The 13,491-nt window shown below is 60.4% G+C and carries 16 protein-coding genes; 6 read left to right on the plus strand and 10 right to left on the minus strand.

The window, feature by feature from the left end; genetic code table 11:
* The first annotated feature begins 7 nt into the window (after positions 1-7).
* The gene (locus V1475_RS02025) at positions 8-1,489 is read left to right on the plus strand and encodes a glycosyltransferase family 39 protein (RefSeq protein ID WP_479411415.1); all 1,482 of its coding nucleotides are present in this window, start codon (positions 8-10) and stop codon (positions 1,487-1,489) included.
* Between the two features lie 50 nt (positions 1,490-1,539).
* Here the strand turns inward: V1475_RS02025 and pheT are convergent, their stop codons facing one another.
* The 7 genes from pheT to pyk all read right to left on the minus strand — a co-directional run bounded on the left by pheT (position 1,540) and on the right by pyk (position 7,954).
* The gene (gene pheT / locus V1475_RS02030) at positions 1,540-3,933 is read right to left on the minus strand and encodes a phenylalanine--tRNA ligase subunit beta (protein ID WP_479411416.1); all 2,394 of its coding nucleotides are present in this window, start codon (positions 3,931-3,933) and stop codon (positions 1,540-1,542) included.
* Entirely contained in the window at positions 3,930-4,376 is a 447-nt protein-coding gene (locus V1475_RS02035; RefSeq protein ID WP_479411417.1) for a hypothetical protein, read from the minus strand. The genes pheT and V1475_RS02035 overlap by 4 nt, the downstream gene beginning before the upstream one ends.
* A complete protein-coding gene (gene pheS / locus V1475_RS02040; RefSeq protein ID WP_434290228.1) occupies positions 4,373-5,443 on the minus strand; it encodes a phenylalanine--tRNA ligase subunit alpha in 1,071 nt (356 codons plus the stop codon). The genes V1475_RS02035 and pheS overlap by 4 nt, the downstream gene beginning before the upstream one ends.
* Before the next feature lie 119 nt (positions 5,444-5,562).
* Positions 5,563-5,925 carry a 50S ribosomal protein L20 gene (gene rplT, locus V1475_RS02045; protein ID WP_066702601.1) on the minus strand — a complete coding sequence of 121 codons (363 nt, stop codon included), beginning with the start codon at positions 5,923-5,925 and terminating at the stop codon, positions 5,563-5,565.
* Between the two features lie 16 nt (positions 5,926-5,941).
* On the minus strand, positions 5,942-6,142 hold the full coding sequence (rpmI, locus tag V1475_RS02050) for a 50S ribosomal protein L35 (RefSeq protein WP_066702600.1): 201 nt from the start codon (positions 6,140-6,142) through the stop codon (positions 5,942-5,944).
* Positions 6,143-6,265: 123 nt separating this feature from the next.
* Positions 6,266-6,487, minus strand: coding sequence for a hypothetical protein (locus tag V1475_RS02055; RefSeq protein ID WP_434290226.1), 222 nt, complete (start codon positions 6,485-6,487; stop codon positions 6,266-6,268).
* Positions 6,488-6,505: 18 nt separating this feature from the next.
* On the minus strand, positions 6,506-7,954 hold the full coding sequence (pyk, locus tag V1475_RS02060) for a pyruvate kinase (RefSeq protein ID WP_479411418.1): 1,449 nt from the start codon (positions 7,952-7,954) through the stop codon (positions 6,506-6,508).
* A gap of 138 nt (positions 7,955-8,092) precedes the next feature.
* Here pyk and V1475_RS02065 point away from each other — a divergent pair, with 138 nt between their 5' ends.
* Genes V1475_RS02065 through V1475_RS02085 form a run of 5 tightly spaced genes read left to right on the plus strand, consistent with a single transcriptional unit; the run spans position 8,093 to position 10,556 of the window.
* Entirely contained in the window at positions 8,093-8,866 is a 774-nt protein-coding gene (locus tag V1475_RS02065; protein WP_479411419.1) for an N-formylglutamate amidohydrolase, read from the plus strand.
* A 1-nt stretch (position 8,867) separates the two neighbouring features.
* Positions 8,868-9,212 carry a 5-carboxymethyl-2-hydroxymuconate Delta-isomerase gene (locus V1475_RS02070; RefSeq protein ID WP_479411420.1) on the plus strand — a complete coding sequence of 115 codons (345 nt, stop codon included), beginning with the start codon at positions 8,868-8,870 and terminating at the stop codon, positions 9,210-9,212.
* Between the two features lie 3 nt (positions 9,213-9,215).
* A complete protein-coding gene (locus V1475_RS02075) occupies positions 9,216-9,545 on the plus strand; it encodes a DUF1244 domain-containing protein (RefSeq protein WP_479411421.1) in 330 nt (109 codons plus the stop codon).
* Positions 9,542-10,171: a DUF5671 domain-containing protein gene (locus tag V1475_RS02080; protein WP_479411422.1), complete on the plus strand. Its 630-nt coding sequence runs from the start codon at positions 9,542-9,544 to the stop codon at positions 10,169-10,171. The genes V1475_RS02075 and V1475_RS02080 overlap by 4 nt, the downstream gene beginning before the upstream one ends.
* Positions 10,161-10,556, plus strand: a complete 396-nt coding sequence (locus V1475_RS02085) for a hypothetical protein (RefSeq protein WP_479411423.1) — start codon at positions 10,161-10,163, stop codon at positions 10,554-10,556. The genes V1475_RS02080 and V1475_RS02085 overlap by 11 nt, the downstream gene beginning before the upstream one ends.
* A gap of 50 nt (positions 10,557-10,606) precedes the next feature.
* Here V1475_RS02085 and V1475_RS02090 read toward each other — a convergent pair whose 3' ends face one another.
* The 3 genes from V1475_RS02090 to dgcN are packed head-to-tail and all read right to left on the minus strand — an operon-like array spanning position 10,607 to position 13,482.
* Positions 10,607-11,467: a D-amino-acid transaminase gene (locus V1475_RS02090; protein WP_479411424.1), complete on the minus strand. Its 861-nt coding sequence runs from the start codon at positions 11,465-11,467 to the stop codon at positions 10,607-10,609.
* Between the two features lie 20 nt (positions 11,468-11,487).
* A complete protein-coding gene (gene dgcA / locus V1475_RS02095; protein WP_479411425.1) occupies positions 11,488-12,456 on the minus strand; it encodes an N-acetyl-D-Glu racemase DgcA in 969 nt (322 codons plus the stop codon).
* A gap of 24 nt (positions 12,457-12,480) precedes the next feature.
* Positions 12,481-13,482 carry an N-acetyltransferase DgcN gene (dgcN, locus tag V1475_RS02100; protein ID WP_479411426.1) on the minus strand — a complete coding sequence of 334 codons (1,002 nt, stop codon included), beginning with the start codon at positions 13,480-13,482 and terminating at the stop codon, positions 12,481-12,483.
* Positions 13,483-13,491: the final 9 nt, after the last annotated feature.

Genomic DNA, 13,491 nt, shown 5'->3' on the forward strand with positions numbered 1-13,491 from the left:
AAAACCGATGCAGACATCCGAGGACGCCAAACTGTCGAGGGTCTTTTTCCTCTTGCTGTTCGGCTATTTCACCGTACAAACCGTGCTGCGTACTGTGTTGGGCGGCACGTTCGAATTCGACGAGGCGGAGATGTTCGTGCTCGCGCAGGACTATCGCCTCGGCTACGGGCCACAGACGCCGCTTTACAACTGGCTTCAGGCGCTCACCTTCGACCTTTTCGGCACCACCACATTCGCCATCGCCCTGCCCAAGAACATTCTGCTGTTCCTGACCTATGCGCTGAGCTTCGACGGGTTCCGCCGCCTTCTGCCGGTACGTATCGCCATCGCAGTGACGCTGGCGCTTTTGCTTTTGCCCAACGTCTCCTGGGAGGGTCAGCGCGCGGGTTCGCACAGCATTGCCATGCTGGCGCTCATTGGCGCGACGCTGAATGTCATGGCCCGACGTATTGCCGCAGCAAAAAACGGCGACCATCGCCTGTCCCATGCGCTCCTCCTGGGCGTGGCCCTCGGGCTGGGCGGGATCACAAAATACAATTTCTGGCTCTTTCCGCTGCCCCTTTTGCTTACTACGGGTTGGTTTCCCGAAATCCGTCAGGCGCTGTGGCGTCGCGATCTCTGGCTCACGCTGCTCGTCGCTGTCGCGCTTCTGGCCCTGCCGATGGGATGGGCCATGACCCATCTCGGCATGACCACGGCCGCCAGTGATACGCTCTATCATCCGCCCACCTTCGAGGGGCTGCCTGCACCGCTTCTTGGGCTCACGACCATGCTCGCGGAGACGCTGGCCGGGCTCGCCCTCCTGCTGCTCACGCTTGTCGCTCTGCGCCTGCCTTATGGCCGCCGCCTCTTCGCTCTAGGTCGGCTGCCGACCCTGTCGCGCTGGATGCTCGCTTCCGGTGCTTTGGGGCTTGTCGTCATTGCCCTTCCCGTCGTCGGCTTCGGCGTCACCGACGTTCAGGCCCGCTGGCTTATCCCTCTGCTGATCCCTCTGGCATTCGGTCTCATGCTCTGGGTCGCGCCGACACTCACGCCCCGCCTGCTGCGCAATTTCTTCCGCTTTTGCGCCCTGCTCGTACTCTTGATCATCATCGCCATCGCAGACACCCGACTGCGCGGTGCGGGTAGCGACTCGCTTGACATCGAGAGCCTCGCCGAAGCCATCGAGCAGGACCTGCCCGAAGGGGCCACGCCGCCCGCCATCGTCAGTTTCAACTTCTACTATCCGGGCAATCTCAAATATCTGCGCCCGTCCTGGACCGCCCTGCCCTCGCATCCCGGCGGCACGATCCCCGACAATCTCGAACGGATCGTCGTCATCGGCATCGCCGATCCGGACAGGATCATGGGCAAACTCACCACACACGGATTGATCCCAGCCGTGTCAGAGCCCGGCCCTCTGAGCATCGCCACGCTCCCCTATCGCTTCGAAGACGTGAAAACCCGCGACGTGCCCTATGTGATCATCCCGTTGCAAAATAAACAATAAAAAACGGCGCCAAATCGGCGCCGTTTCTCAATTTGACATAGCATTTGAGCTTAGCCGCGAAGCGTTCCGCCCGTGGCTTTTTCAACCTTGGCGATGATCCTTGCGGAAAGCTCTTCAAGGTCCTTCTCTTTCAACGTGCCCTCGACCGGCTGAATGCGCACGGTGATCGCGAGCGACTTCTTGCCCTCGCCGAGGCTGCCACCGATGAACTCGTCAAAGACGCGCACATCTTCGATCAGCGCCTTATCGGCGCCCCCGGCTGCGTTCACCAGATCAAGCGCGTTGACCCCCTTGTCGACGACAAAGGCAAAGTCGCGTTCGACCGCTTGCAGATCGTTGGTGAAAAACGCCGATCGTGCGATTTTAGTGCCGCGCGGCATCGGGGCCTCTTCGAGATAGACGGTAAAGGCCACGGCGGTGCCTTTGACGCCCATCTCCTTGAGGACCTTCGGGTGCAGCTCGCCAAACTCGGCCAGAACCTTTTTCGGCCCAAGGCAGATTTTGCCCGATCGGCCCGGATGGAACCAAGGCGAACAGTCGCGCAGGATTTGTGCCTTCGCGGGCGCACCGATGGCGGCCAAAACGGCCTCAGCATCGGCTTTCGCGTCATAAAGATCGTAGCTCCGGCGTTCGCCATGCACGTCTTTCGCCCCCGTCGCGCCAACGCGCAGACCGGAAATTTGCGCGCGCTGCTCGCCCGGCTCACCGCCAAAAAAGGCAGGGCCGCATTCGAACAGGTTCAGGTCCGCAAAGCCCCGTGCCTGATTGCGCGTGGCCGCCGCCAGAAGGCCGGGCAAAAGGTCCGGGCGCATATGGCTCATCTCGGAACTGATCGGGTTTTCCAGACGCACCGCGTCCGCCCCCCCGCCAAACAGCTCCGCCGATTTCTGGTCGATGAAACTGTAGGTCACGCATTCGTTGAACCCAAGCCCCGCGGCCTGATGGCGCGCAGCACTTTCGCGCACCTGCATCGGCGTCAGAATTTGTTTCGCCACGCCGGAGGGGCGTTTCATCGGCTTCGGTTCGAGATGGGTCAGGCTTTCGACACGGGCGACCTCTTCAACAAGATCGGCCTCGCCCAACACGTCCGGACGCCAGCTCGGCACGCTTGCCATCTCGCCATCCATGACAAAGCCCAAGGATTCCAAAATGGCAACCTGACGTGCCGCCGGGATGTCCATGCCGACGAGCGACTGCACCCGGTCGGTGTCGAGATGATAGGCCCGGGACACGTCGGGCACCTCGCCCGCGACGACGACCTCAGAGGCCTCACCACCGCACAGCTCAAGGATCATCGCCGTCGCATCGTCCAGCGCCTGCATGTTGTAGGCCGGATCGATGCCGCGTTCGTTGCGATAGCGCGCATCCGAATTGATCTTGAGCGCGCGGCCGCCCTTGGCGATGTCGAGATTGTTCCAGAACGCCGCTTCGACAAACACATCCGTGGTCTCATCGGAACAGCCGGTCTCTTCGCCGCCCATGATGCCGCCGATGCTCTCGACCTTGCCGCCGGAGAAGATCACCATCGCGCCTTCCGGCATTTTGTAGGTCTTCTCGTCGAGCGCGAGCAGCTCTTCGCCGCCTTTCGCGCGGTCGATCACCAGACCGTCCTTGACCGTCGCCGCGTCAAAGACGTGCAGCGGGCGGTTGCGGTCGTAGGTGAAGAAGTTGGTGACATCGACCAGAATGGAGATCGGGCGCAGGCCAATCGCGGTCAAACGATCCTGCAACCATTTCGGCGAGGGGCCGTTTTTGACGCCTTTGATCAGACGCCCGGCAAAGACGTGACACCCGTCTTTTGCGGCCTCGGTGATCTCCACCGAGATCGGGTTCGGGAATTTACCTTCGACCGTTTCCACCTTAAGCGGTTTCAACGTACCAAGCCCCCGCGCCGCGAGATCGCGGGCGATGCCGTGCACGCCGAGCGCATCGGGACGGTTCGGCGTGATCGCGATTTCGATCACCGGATCGACCTTGGACGGCTGATGTTTCGCCAGCCAATCGGCGAACTCCATGCCGATCTCGCCGTCTTCCAGCTCGATGATGCCGTTGTGCTCGTCCGACAGCTCCAGCTCGCGCTCGGAGGCCATCATGCCATGGCTCTCGACGCCGCGGATTTTGCCGACGGAAATGGTGATGTCGAGGCCGGGGATATACATGCCGGGTTTCGCGAGCACGGCGGTGATCCCCGCACGGGCATTGGGCGCGCCACAGACGATCTGGGTCATGCCCTCGTCCGTCTCGACCTGACAGACCCGAAGCTTGTCAGCGTCGGGGTGCTGCACCGCCTCTTTGACCTTGACGAGTTTAAAGCCCTTGAGCTTATCGCGCGGGTTCTCGACGCCTTCGACCTCAAGCCCGAGATCGGTCAGCGCGTAAAGGATGTCATCGAGGCTCGCCTCGGTTTCCAGATGCTCTTTGAGCCAGGAGAGTGTGAATTTCATTGTTCTTCGCCTTTCCTATATTGACGGCGAGCCATCCAGTAATGGCCTCCATCAATTTTGGGCAATCCCAGTTCTTTTCTCAGGCTGTTTCGCAAATCCACTGCAAGTTCGGTAAAATCGAACTCACCAGACGCGGAAACACCCTTTATCTTTTGAATTTGCGCAGGACTGCCCATCAAATTGATAGCCACCATTGCTTTGTTAAAGCGGGCATACATTTCGGCCAGTTCGTCACGACTGTATGGCTCAACCTGTTCGTCTTTGAACGTGCGCGGATGGCCAAACTCTAAATCCATGTAAGCTTCAGTTAGGAAATTGATCCTTTCCCGTTTCCTTCTAGCGCGCTCTTCGGCCCAAATTTTCAGCCCTTGCCCAAGCAGAAGCAATGCAACTGCGGACAACAAACCAACATTGGTTTCGAGCCAGAAGGTTGGTTCACTCACCCGTGAATCCCCCCCGCCAGCGTCGGCGTACCCAGAGCACTAAACCCATAGTGACGCAGCCAGCGCAGGTCAGAGTCAAAGAACGCCCGCAAATCCGGGATGCCGTATTTCAGCATCGCCAGACGGTCGATCCCCATGCCAAAGGCAAAGCCTTGCCATTCTTTCGGGTCGATGCCGCCCGCGGTCAGGACTTTGGGGTGCATCATGCCGGAGCCCAGGACTTCGAGCCAGTCGTCGCCCTCGCCCACGGTCACGGTGCCGTTTTCCCATTTGCACTGCACATCCACTTCGGCGGAGGGTTCCGTGAAGGGGAAGTGCGAGGCGCGGAAGCGGGTTTTGACCTTGGTGCCGAAAAACGCGGTGTAGAACTCTTCGAGCACCCATTTCAGGTTCGCCATGGAGATGTCCTTGTCGATGGCCATGCCTTCGACCTGGTGGAACATCGGCGTGTGGGTCTGGTCGTAGTCGGAACGATAAACACGGCCCGGCGCGATGATGCGGATCGGCGCGCCTTGGGCAATCATCGAGCGGATTTGCACCGGCGAGGTGTGGGTGCGCAGCACGTTCGGCGCACGCTCGTCACCCTCGGCGCGGTGCATGTAGAAGGTGTCATGCTCTTGGCGCGCCGGGTGGTTCGGCGCGATGTTGAGCGCGTCGAAGTTGTGGAAATCGTCCTCGATCTGCGGGCCTTCGGCAACGGCAAAGCCGAGATCGGCGAAGATCGCGTAAATCTCTTCGGAGACGCGGGAGATCGGGTGAATGGTCCCTTGCGGACGCTGACGGCCCGGAAGGGTCACATCGAGCCATTCCTCGGCCAAACGCGCATCCAGAGCGGCGTCTTCCAGCGCGACCTTCTTGGCGGCCAGAGCGGAGTTGATCTCGTCTTTCAAAGCGTTGAGCTGCGGCCCCATGACCTGACGCTCTTCCGGGCTCATCTTGCCCAGTTCGCGCATGGCAAGCGCCACTTCGCCCTTTTTGCCGACCGCTTGCAGACGGATGTCTTCCAGCGTCGCCTCGTCCCCCGCCTGCAAGATCGCGGTGAGGTATTTGTTCTTCAGATCGTCCATCCCGAACCCTCTGTTTTGCGTCCCCGCCTCGATACCACGGGAGACCTAAAAGACAAGAAGCCGCGAGACCCCATGAGGTCCGCGGCTTCAAAAATGTATGGTCTCTAGAACTAGAGAGCTTACGCGAGCGCGGCCTTCGCCTTTTCGACGATGGCACCAAATGCTTCCGGCTCGTTGATGGCGAGATCGGAGAGAACCTTACGGTCAACTTCGATGCCAGCCAGCGACAGGCCGTTGATGAATTTGGAGTAGGTCAGCGCTTCGTCATGCGAACGCACGGCGGCGTTGATGCGCTGAATCCACAGAGCGCGGAAGTTGCGCTTGCGGGCTTTACGGTCGCGGGTCGCGTACTGGTTCGCCTTGTCGACGGCCTGGGTTGCGGTGCGGAAGTTCCGCGAACGGGCGCCGTAGTAACCTTTGGCGGCCTTCAGAACTTTTTTGTGACGGGCGTGGGTAACGGTACCACCTTTGGTGCGGGACATGTGTCTCTCTCCCTAATTAGCGGTTGTACGGCATGTAGCCTTTGACGATCTTCGCGTCGGGCGCGGAGAGCGTCGTGGTGCCACGAGCGTCACGGATGAACTTGGTGGTGCGTTTGATCATGCCGTGGCGTTTGCCGGCCTGACCCGCTTTGACCTTGCCGGTGGCGGTCATTTTGAAGCGCTTTTTCGCGCTCGACTTCGTCTTCATCTTAGGCATTTCCATCTCCTTTATGGGGTGGTTTTCAACGCGACTCGGCATGCCATATCGCCGGACGCGTCCCATGAGCGGCTGCCATTACAGCCGATCCCTTATGTTTGCAAGCCTTGCGCGTACGGATTCTCAGAAAATTCGCCCGAGAACCCGGAAAAATGCCTTGGGCACATCCGCAAACGCATATCCTCCCGGATGCAGGATCATGGCCGGAAGGACCATGACCCCGCCCAGAAGGACAAATGCGATTGCAAGACGGGGGCGACGGCCCTCGGAATAGGCGCTGGCTGCCGAGGGCACAGCCAGACACCAGAGGAGCGATCCCAACACGAGGAAAAGATCGGTATCCATCGCGGCCCCGTGACCCGGTTATTCCGGGTCGGTGTTGAAGATCAGCCGCTCTTCACAGGGCGCGACCCGCAGAATGTTGGTCGAACCGGCATGGTTGAACGGAATGCCCGCAACCACGACGATCTTGTCGGCTTCGGTCGCAAAGCCCGACGTCCGCGCCGCACGGGCGGCATTGACCACGGCCATTTTAAAGCGCTCGACCTCGCCGGTCATGACGCAGTGCATACCCCAGTAGAGGCAAAGTCTGCGCGCGGTGTTGCGGCGCGACGTCATGGCGATGATCGGCACATGCGGACGTTCGCGGGCCGTGAGCGCCGCGGTGGTGCCGCTCTCGGAGTAGCACACGATGGCTTTCACATCGGTGGTCTCGGCGATCTCACGCGCCGCCGACACGATGGCGTCCGCAACCGTCTGCTTCTTGATCCCAGCCCGCGAGGCGTCGAGCACATCGCGGTAGACCGGATCGTTTTCCACCGACATGGCGACGTTGTTCATCGTCGTGACCGCCTCAACCGGGTAATTGCCCGCCGCGGATTCAGCCGACAACATGATAGCGTCTGCGCCCTCATAGATCGCGGTCGCCACGTCGGAGACTTCGGCGCGGGTCGGCATCGGGCTTTCGATCATGCTCTCAAGCATCTGCGTCGCCACAATCACCGGTTTGGCCGCCGCACGGCACCGGCGCGTCAGGCGTTTCTGAATCGGCGGAACGGCCTGAACCGGCAGTTCAACCCCCAGATCGCCACGCGCAACCATGATCCCGTCGGACACGGCAAGAATGCTTTCGAACGCTTCAACTGCGGAAGGTTTCTCGATCTTGGCCAAAACCGACGCGCGGCCTTTGACCAATTCCTTGGCTTCCAGCATGTCTTCGGGACGCTGCACGAACGACAAAGCGACCCAGTCGACGCCAAGCTCGCAAACGAATTCGAGATCCTTGCGATCCTTGGTCGACAGCGCCGCCAAAGGCAGCACCACATCCGGCACGTTCACACCCTTGCGGTTGGAGATGGTGCCCCCCACGATCACAACGCAATCGGCGTAATCGGGGCCGCACTCTTCGACCTTGAGACGGATTTTACCGTCATTGACCAAAAGCGACGCGCCGGGTTTCAGCGCGGCGAAAATCTCCGGATGCGGCAGTTGCACCCGGTCGCCATTGCCCGGCGCATCGTCGAGATCGAGGCGGAACTTGTCCCCTTCCTCAAGATCGTGCGCGCCATGGGCAAATTTCCCCACCCGCAGCTTCGGCCCCTGCAAGTCGGCGAGAATCGCGATGGGGCGGCCAAGATCGGTTTCGATCTTGCGGATGATGGCGTGGCGGGCACGGATTTCCTCGTGGTCGCCATGGCTCATGTTCAGACGAAACACATCTGCGCCCGCTTCGGAAAGCGCGCGGATGGTGTCGTAATCATTGGAGGACGGGCCCAAAGTGGCCACGATTTTTACATTCCGAAGGCGTCTCATAACGGCCTGAAGTCCTTTCGGTCTTTTAAAGTTTCGCGGTGGGCCACCTTCTCTATGACGCAAAGAAGACGACTGCACAACTGGCCCTGCCCGAACAAAGCGCGTATTGCAGTCCTGACAGGCAAAGGTGACGCGAAAATGACCGATCATCCCCCTTTTTATATCGACGGCCCCGACAGACCGGGCCGCTGGCTTATCACCTGCGATCACGCGACGAACCGTGTGCCGCCGGAAATCGGACCCGATCTTGGCATCAGCCCGGACGATATGGCCCGCCACATCGCCTATGATGTCGGCGCGCTTGGCGTCAGCCGCGAACTTGGGCGCCTTTTGGACAGCCCGATGATTCATACGGATTTTTCCCGTCTCGTGATCGACCCGAACCGGGGTGAAGACGATCCGACATTGGTGATGAAGCTCTATGACGGCACGCTCATCCCCCGCAATCGGCACGCCGATGATGCGGAAGTCGAGCGGCGGCTGGCGCTGTTTCACCGGCCTTATCATACGGCCTATGCGGCGCTCTGCCAAAAGCGGGACGATGTTGTGATCTGCGCTATGCACAGCTTTACGCCCCAGCTGAAAGGCCGCCCCCGCCGTCCGTGGCAGCTCGGCATTCTGTCGGCCTATGACCGTCGCTTTACCGATCCGTTCATCGCAGCGCTTGAAGCCTCCAAGACGCTACAGGCCGAGGCGGAAAAGATCGGCGAGCGGCTGATGATCGGCGACAACGAACCCTATGACGGCCACCTGCCCGGTGATGCCATCGACCGTCACGCGCTGCATCATGGGCGGCTCAATCTTTTGATCGAAATCCGCTCCGATCTGATCGAAACTGCGGCACAACAGGCCCGTTGGGCGGCGCTCCTCGCCCCCCTTCTTCAAGACACTCTGACAGAGACAGGATTGTAACATGCCCCATGTCGTCATCGATTTCGCCGAAGGCTTAGAGCAGAGCCATAACATGTCGCAGCTTTGTGAAACCGTGTTCGAAACCCTGATTTTAGACGTCGAAATCAACGCTCCGGCGTTGAAAGTTCGCGCCCGCCCGCAGCCGTTTTTCAAGATCGGCACGGAGCCCGCCACCTTTGCCCACGCGACGCTTTACCTGCTCGAAGGTCGCGACGACGAGACAAAAGCGCGCCTGTCCGATATCGTGTTGAAAGCAATGGATCAGATCTTGCCGACGGTCGGCAGCCTGTCGGTCGATGTGCGGGATATGAATAAAGTGGCCTATGCCAAACGCGTGAGAGGGTAACAGATGCAAGAGATTGACGACAAAACCATGATGGAGATCGAAGCCGCCGCGTTTCGCACGCTGCGCGATCATCTGATGACCAAACGTCCCGATGTGCAGAACATCGACATGATGAATCTTGCAGGTTTTTGTCGCAATTGCCTGTCGCGCTGGGTCCAGGAAGCCGCCGCCGAGCGCGGTATCGAGATGACCAAGGACGAGGCGCGCGAACTGTATTACGGCATGCCCTATGAGGACTGGAAAACCCAAAACCAGACGGAGACGGATGCCGCCAAACAGGCGGCGTTCACCAAGGCCTTTGCCGAGAATGTCGGGCCGGAGGGCCAAAAATGAAGCCCGCCGATCAGCTCGCACAGTTCGTCCGCGAAGCCCTGATCGCAGGCCGCAGCCGCGATGACATCGCGGGCGCGCTCTCGGAGGCGGGCTGGGCCAGGACAGAGGTCGAAGACGCGCTTGCGACATGGGCCGACAGCCCGTTTTCACCACCGATCCCCCGCCCGCGCCCCTATGTTTCCGCGAAAGAGGCGTTTTTCTACGCGCTGATGTTCGTCGCACTTGGCATGACCGCATGGCACATCGTCGATCTCGGGTTCGATCTCATCGAACGCTGGTTCTCAGATGCAGAGCGCGCCTATTGGGGAAACCGCTCGATCCGCTGGTCGATCTCTGCGCTCATCGTCTTCTTCCCGCTGTTCATGATCATGCAACGGGCAGAGGCCCGCAGCCTTGCGCGCGATCCAAGTCGCAAACGCTCCGCCGTGCGCAAATGGTTCGGCTATATCGCCTTGTTCTTCTCCTTGATCACGCTTTTGGGCGATCTGCTTGGTGCGATCTATGCGCTGTTGAACGGCGATCTGACCACGCAATTCATCGCGGAACTGGCCCTGGTCGCGGCTGTCGCTGGCACGGTGTTTGGCTATTTCCAAGGCGCCATGAAGGACGCTGAAGATGGAAACTAAGCTCTGGCCACAGCTCGCGCTTACCGCCCTTGTTGTCGGCATGTTGATCGGAGGGTTTGTGACCGTCGGCGGGCCGGAAAGCGGTCGGATAGAGCAGCGCGACGATCAGCGCTATCGCGACCTGATCGCGTATCAGAGCCAGCTCATCTGCCTCGCCCGTGCCGACGGCAACACGGCCCTGCCCGCCGAAATCACCGATACGGTGACCTGTTCGATCCACCTGAGCGACGACGCTCTCTTGCCCCGCGAGGGCTATCGCTACCTGCCGCAGGACGACGGCACCTACCAGATTTGCGCCAGTTTCGAAGACATCGACGCGCTGCGCAAACGGCAAGGCCGGAGGGACATCAGCGATGAGGGCTGTCTGAGCGGCAAGATCGACTGACGAAAAAAGGCCCGCTCTGCGGGCCTTTTCATTCCAAATGGAACCCCGGTTTACACCGCGAGTTTCATCGCCTCTTCGAGGTAAATCTCGCGCAGGCGTTTGGCCACCGGACCCGGTTTGCCATCGCCCAGCGTCGCCCCGTCGATCTCGACAATCGGCTGAACGAAAGCGGTGGCGGAGGTGGAGAAGGCCTCGTCCGCAGCTTGTGCTTCCTCGATGGTGAAGAGACGTTCTTCGATCTGCATCTGCGCTTCGGCGGCAAAGCGCAACACGGCGGCGCGGGTGATCCCGGCCAGAAGCTTGTTCGACAGCTGACGGGTGATGATCTTGCCGTCCTTGACGATATAGGCGTTGTTCGAGCTACCTTCGGTCACATAACCGTCCTCGACAAACCACGCATCGTCGCAACCGACCTTATGCGCCGCCATTTTCGCCATGGATGCGCCCAGGAGTTGCACGGTCTTGATGTCGCGACGGGCCCAGCGCATTTCCTCGATGGAAATCACCTTGTAGCCTTTGTCGGCGGAGGCGGAGTTGCGCAGGTTCTTCTTCTGGGTGAAGAGCACCAGCGTCGGTTTCACTTTCGCCGGATCGGGGTATTCGAACGCCCGGTCGTCATCGGCGCCACGGGAGATTTGCAGGTACACGCCACCCTCGTCGATCTCGTTGAGATCAACCAGTTTGCGGTGAATTTCCAGAAGCTCGTCCATCGTGACCGGCGCGGTCATGTCCAGCTCTTTCAGCGAACGTTCGAGACGGTTTTTGTGACCTTCAAAGTCGATCAGCTTGCCATCCAGAACCGAGGTCACCTCGTAGACGGCATCGCCCATCAGGAACCCGCGGTCGAAAATCGACACTTTGGCTTCGGTTTCCGGCAGGTACTCGCCGTTCACATAGACGGTGCGGGTCATTTCATTCTCCTTAAATGACATCAGCCCCAGAGGGCGCGCGCCGGCGGGTGTACCCCGTCCGCGTCGTATTTCAAAGGCTCGGCACGGTCTTCCGCCAAAAGCAAAGGCCCGTCAAGGTCCACCACGCGGGCGCCCTGCGCGACGATCACAGCGGGGGCCATCGCCAAAGACGTCCCGACCATGCAGCCGACCATCACGCCGTAGCCTTCGGCGCGGGCCGCTTTGCGCAGTTCCAAAGCCTCGGTGAGCCCGCCGGTCTTGTCGAGTTTGATGTTGATCACATCGTACTTGCCCTTGAGATCCGGCAGGCTCGCCCGGTCGTGACAGGATTCGTCGGCGCAGACCGGAAGGGGTCTCTCAATCTCCGCCAACATGTCGTCCTGTCCGGCAGGCATGGGTTGTTCCACAAGTTTGACGCCAAGCCGCACCAGATGCGGCGCGAGATCGGCATAGACCTCGGCACTCCAGCCCTCGTTGGCATCGACAATGATATCGGATTTCGGTGCACCGCGACGGACCGCTTCGAGACGGGCCATGTCATCGGGCGTGCCGAGTTTGATTTTCAACAAAGGCCGGTGCGCATGTTTGGCAGCGGAGGCCTGCATCTCTTCGGGAGAGGCGAGCGACAGCGTATAGGCGGTGATCATCGGGATCGGAGCAGGCAGGTCCAGCATCTCCCAAACCCGCTTGCCCGCCTGTTTCGCAGCCAGGTCCCAAAGCGCACAGTCGACCGCATTGCGCGCGGCACCCGGCTCAAGCGCCTCTTGCAGCGTCGCACGCGTGATGTTTTCAGGAAGGGCCTCGATCTGCGCCGTCACACTTTCGAGACTTTCGCCATAGCGTGCATAGGGCACGCATTCGCCCCCGCCTTCATGCACCCCATCGGTCGCGCGCACCGTGACCACCTTGGCCTCCGTGCGCGATCCGCGGGAAATGGTGAAGACTTCCGCGAGACGAAAGCTCTCTTGCGTGACGGTCAGCTTGGTCATGGGGCCCTCCGTTTCCCTTACGTCTTAGAGTGCGGCGAGCGCGTCGGCCAGACGGTCCGCACCCTGACGGAACGGATCGACGGTCGGCAGGCCCATTTCCTCTTCGACCTTGGCGAGATAGGCCAGCGCCTCTTCCTCGGTGAAGTGTTGCGTGTTGATCGAAATCCCCACGACTTTGCAGTCCGGGTTCGCCACTTTGGCAAGGTTCAGCGCGGTGTCCCGCAGCGCCTCAAGCGACGGCAGCGAGAAGCCCGGCAGGCCGCGCATATGCTCGCGGGTCGGCTCATGGCACAGAACCAGCGCATCCGGCTGACCGCCATGCACCAGCGCCATGGTCACGCCGGAATAAGAGACGTGGAACAGGCTGCCCTGACCTTCGATCAGGTCCCAATGATCGGCATCGTTGTCCGGCGTCAGATATTCGATCGAGCCTGCCATGAAGTCGGCGATCACCGCATCGAGCGGCACACCGTCGCCGGTGATCAGAATGCCGGTCTGGCCCGTGGCACGGAAAGTCGATTTCATGCCCTTTTCGCGCATGGATTTGTCCATCGCGAGGGCGGTATACATTTTACCCACGGAACAGTCTGTGCCGACCGCAAGGCAACGCTTGCCGGTCCGTTTGATGCCGTTGGCGATGGGGTATTTGACGGAGGGCACGCGGACGTCATGCAGCGTGCGACCGAAGGTTTTCGCAACGGCGGCGAGATCTTCTTCATCGCGCAGCAGGTTGTGCAGGCCGGAGGCAATATCGAAACCCTCTTCGAGCGCGTCGATCAGAACTTTTTTCCATGCCGGGCTGATGATCCCGCCACGGTTCGCAACGCCGATCACCAGCGTTTTAGCACCGGCGGCTTTGGCCGCTTTCAGGTCCATGTCGGGCAGTTTCATATCGGCCTTGCAGCCTTCCATGCGGAACTGGCCGAGGGCAAATTCGGGGCGCCAGTCTTTGATGCCTTGCGCCACTTTCGCAGCCAATTGGTCAGGGGCGTCGCCGAGGAAGAGAAGATACGGGGTTTCGATCATGGTGCAGCA

The sequence above is a fragment of the Celeribacter sp. SCSIO 80838 genome (assembly GCF_056498065.1).

What these genes read in the sequence shown, in the direction of transcription:
- V1475_RS02065 (WP_479411419.1), top strand. Translation starts at nt 8,093, where the DNA reads ATGACCGATCATCCCCCTTTTTATATCGACGGCCCCGACAGACCGGGC.
- pheS (WP_434290228.1), bottom strand. Translation starts at nt 5,443, where the DNA reads ATGGACGATCTGAAGAACAAATACCTCACCGCGATCTTGCAGGCGGGG.
- V1475_RS02085 (WP_479411423.1), top strand. Translation starts at nt 10,161, where the DNA reads ATGGAAACTAAGCTCTGGCCACAGCTCGCGCTTACCGCCCTTGTTGTC.
- V1475_RS02075 (WP_479411421.1), top strand. Translation starts at nt 9,216, where the DNA reads ATGCAAGAGATTGACGACAAAACCATGATGGAGATCGAAGCCGCCGCG.
- pheT (WP_479411416.1), bottom strand. Translation starts at nt 3,933, where the DNA reads ATGAAATTCACACTCTCCTGGCTCAAAGAGCATCTGGAAACCGAGGCG.
- dgcN (WP_479411426.1), bottom strand. Translation starts at nt 13,482, where the DNA reads ATGATCGAAACCCCGTATCTTCTCTTCCTCGGCGACGCCCCTGACCAA.
- pyk (WP_479411418.1), bottom strand. Translation starts at nt 7,954, where the DNA reads ATGAGACGCCTTCGGAATGTAAAAATCGTGGCCACTTTGGGCCCGTCC.
- rpmI (WP_066702600.1), bottom strand. Translation starts at nt 6,142, where the DNA reads ATGCCTAAGATGAAGACGAAGTCGAGCGCGAAAAAGCGCTTCAAAATG.
- V1475_RS02025 (WP_479411415.1), top strand. Translation starts at nt 8, where the DNA reads ATGCAGACATCCGAGGACGCCAAACTGTCGAGGGTCTTTTTCCTCTTG.
- dgcA (WP_479411425.1), bottom strand. Translation starts at nt 12,456, where the DNA reads ATGACCAAGCTGACCGTCACGCAAGAGAGCTTTCGTCTCGCGGAAGTC.
- V1475_RS02055 (WP_434290226.1), bottom strand. Translation starts at nt 6,487, where the DNA reads ATGGATACCGATCTTTTCCTCGTGTTGGGATCGCTCCTCTGGTGTCTG.
- V1475_RS02090 (WP_479411424.1), bottom strand. Translation starts at nt 11,467, where the DNA reads ATGACCCGCACCGTCTATGTGAACGGCGAGTACCTGCCGGAAACCGAA.
- rplT (WP_066702601.1), bottom strand. Translation starts at nt 5,925, where the DNA reads ATGTCCCGCACCAAAGGTGGTACCGTTACCCACGCCCGTCACAAAAAA.
- V1475_RS02070 (WP_479411420.1), top strand. Translation starts at nt 8,868, where the DNA reads ATGCCCCATGTCGTCATCGATTTCGCCGAAGGCTTAGAGCAGAGCCAT.
- V1475_RS02080 (WP_479411422.1), top strand. Translation starts at nt 9,542, where the DNA reads ATGAAGCCCGCCGATCAGCTCGCACAGTTCGTCCGCGAAGCCCTGATC.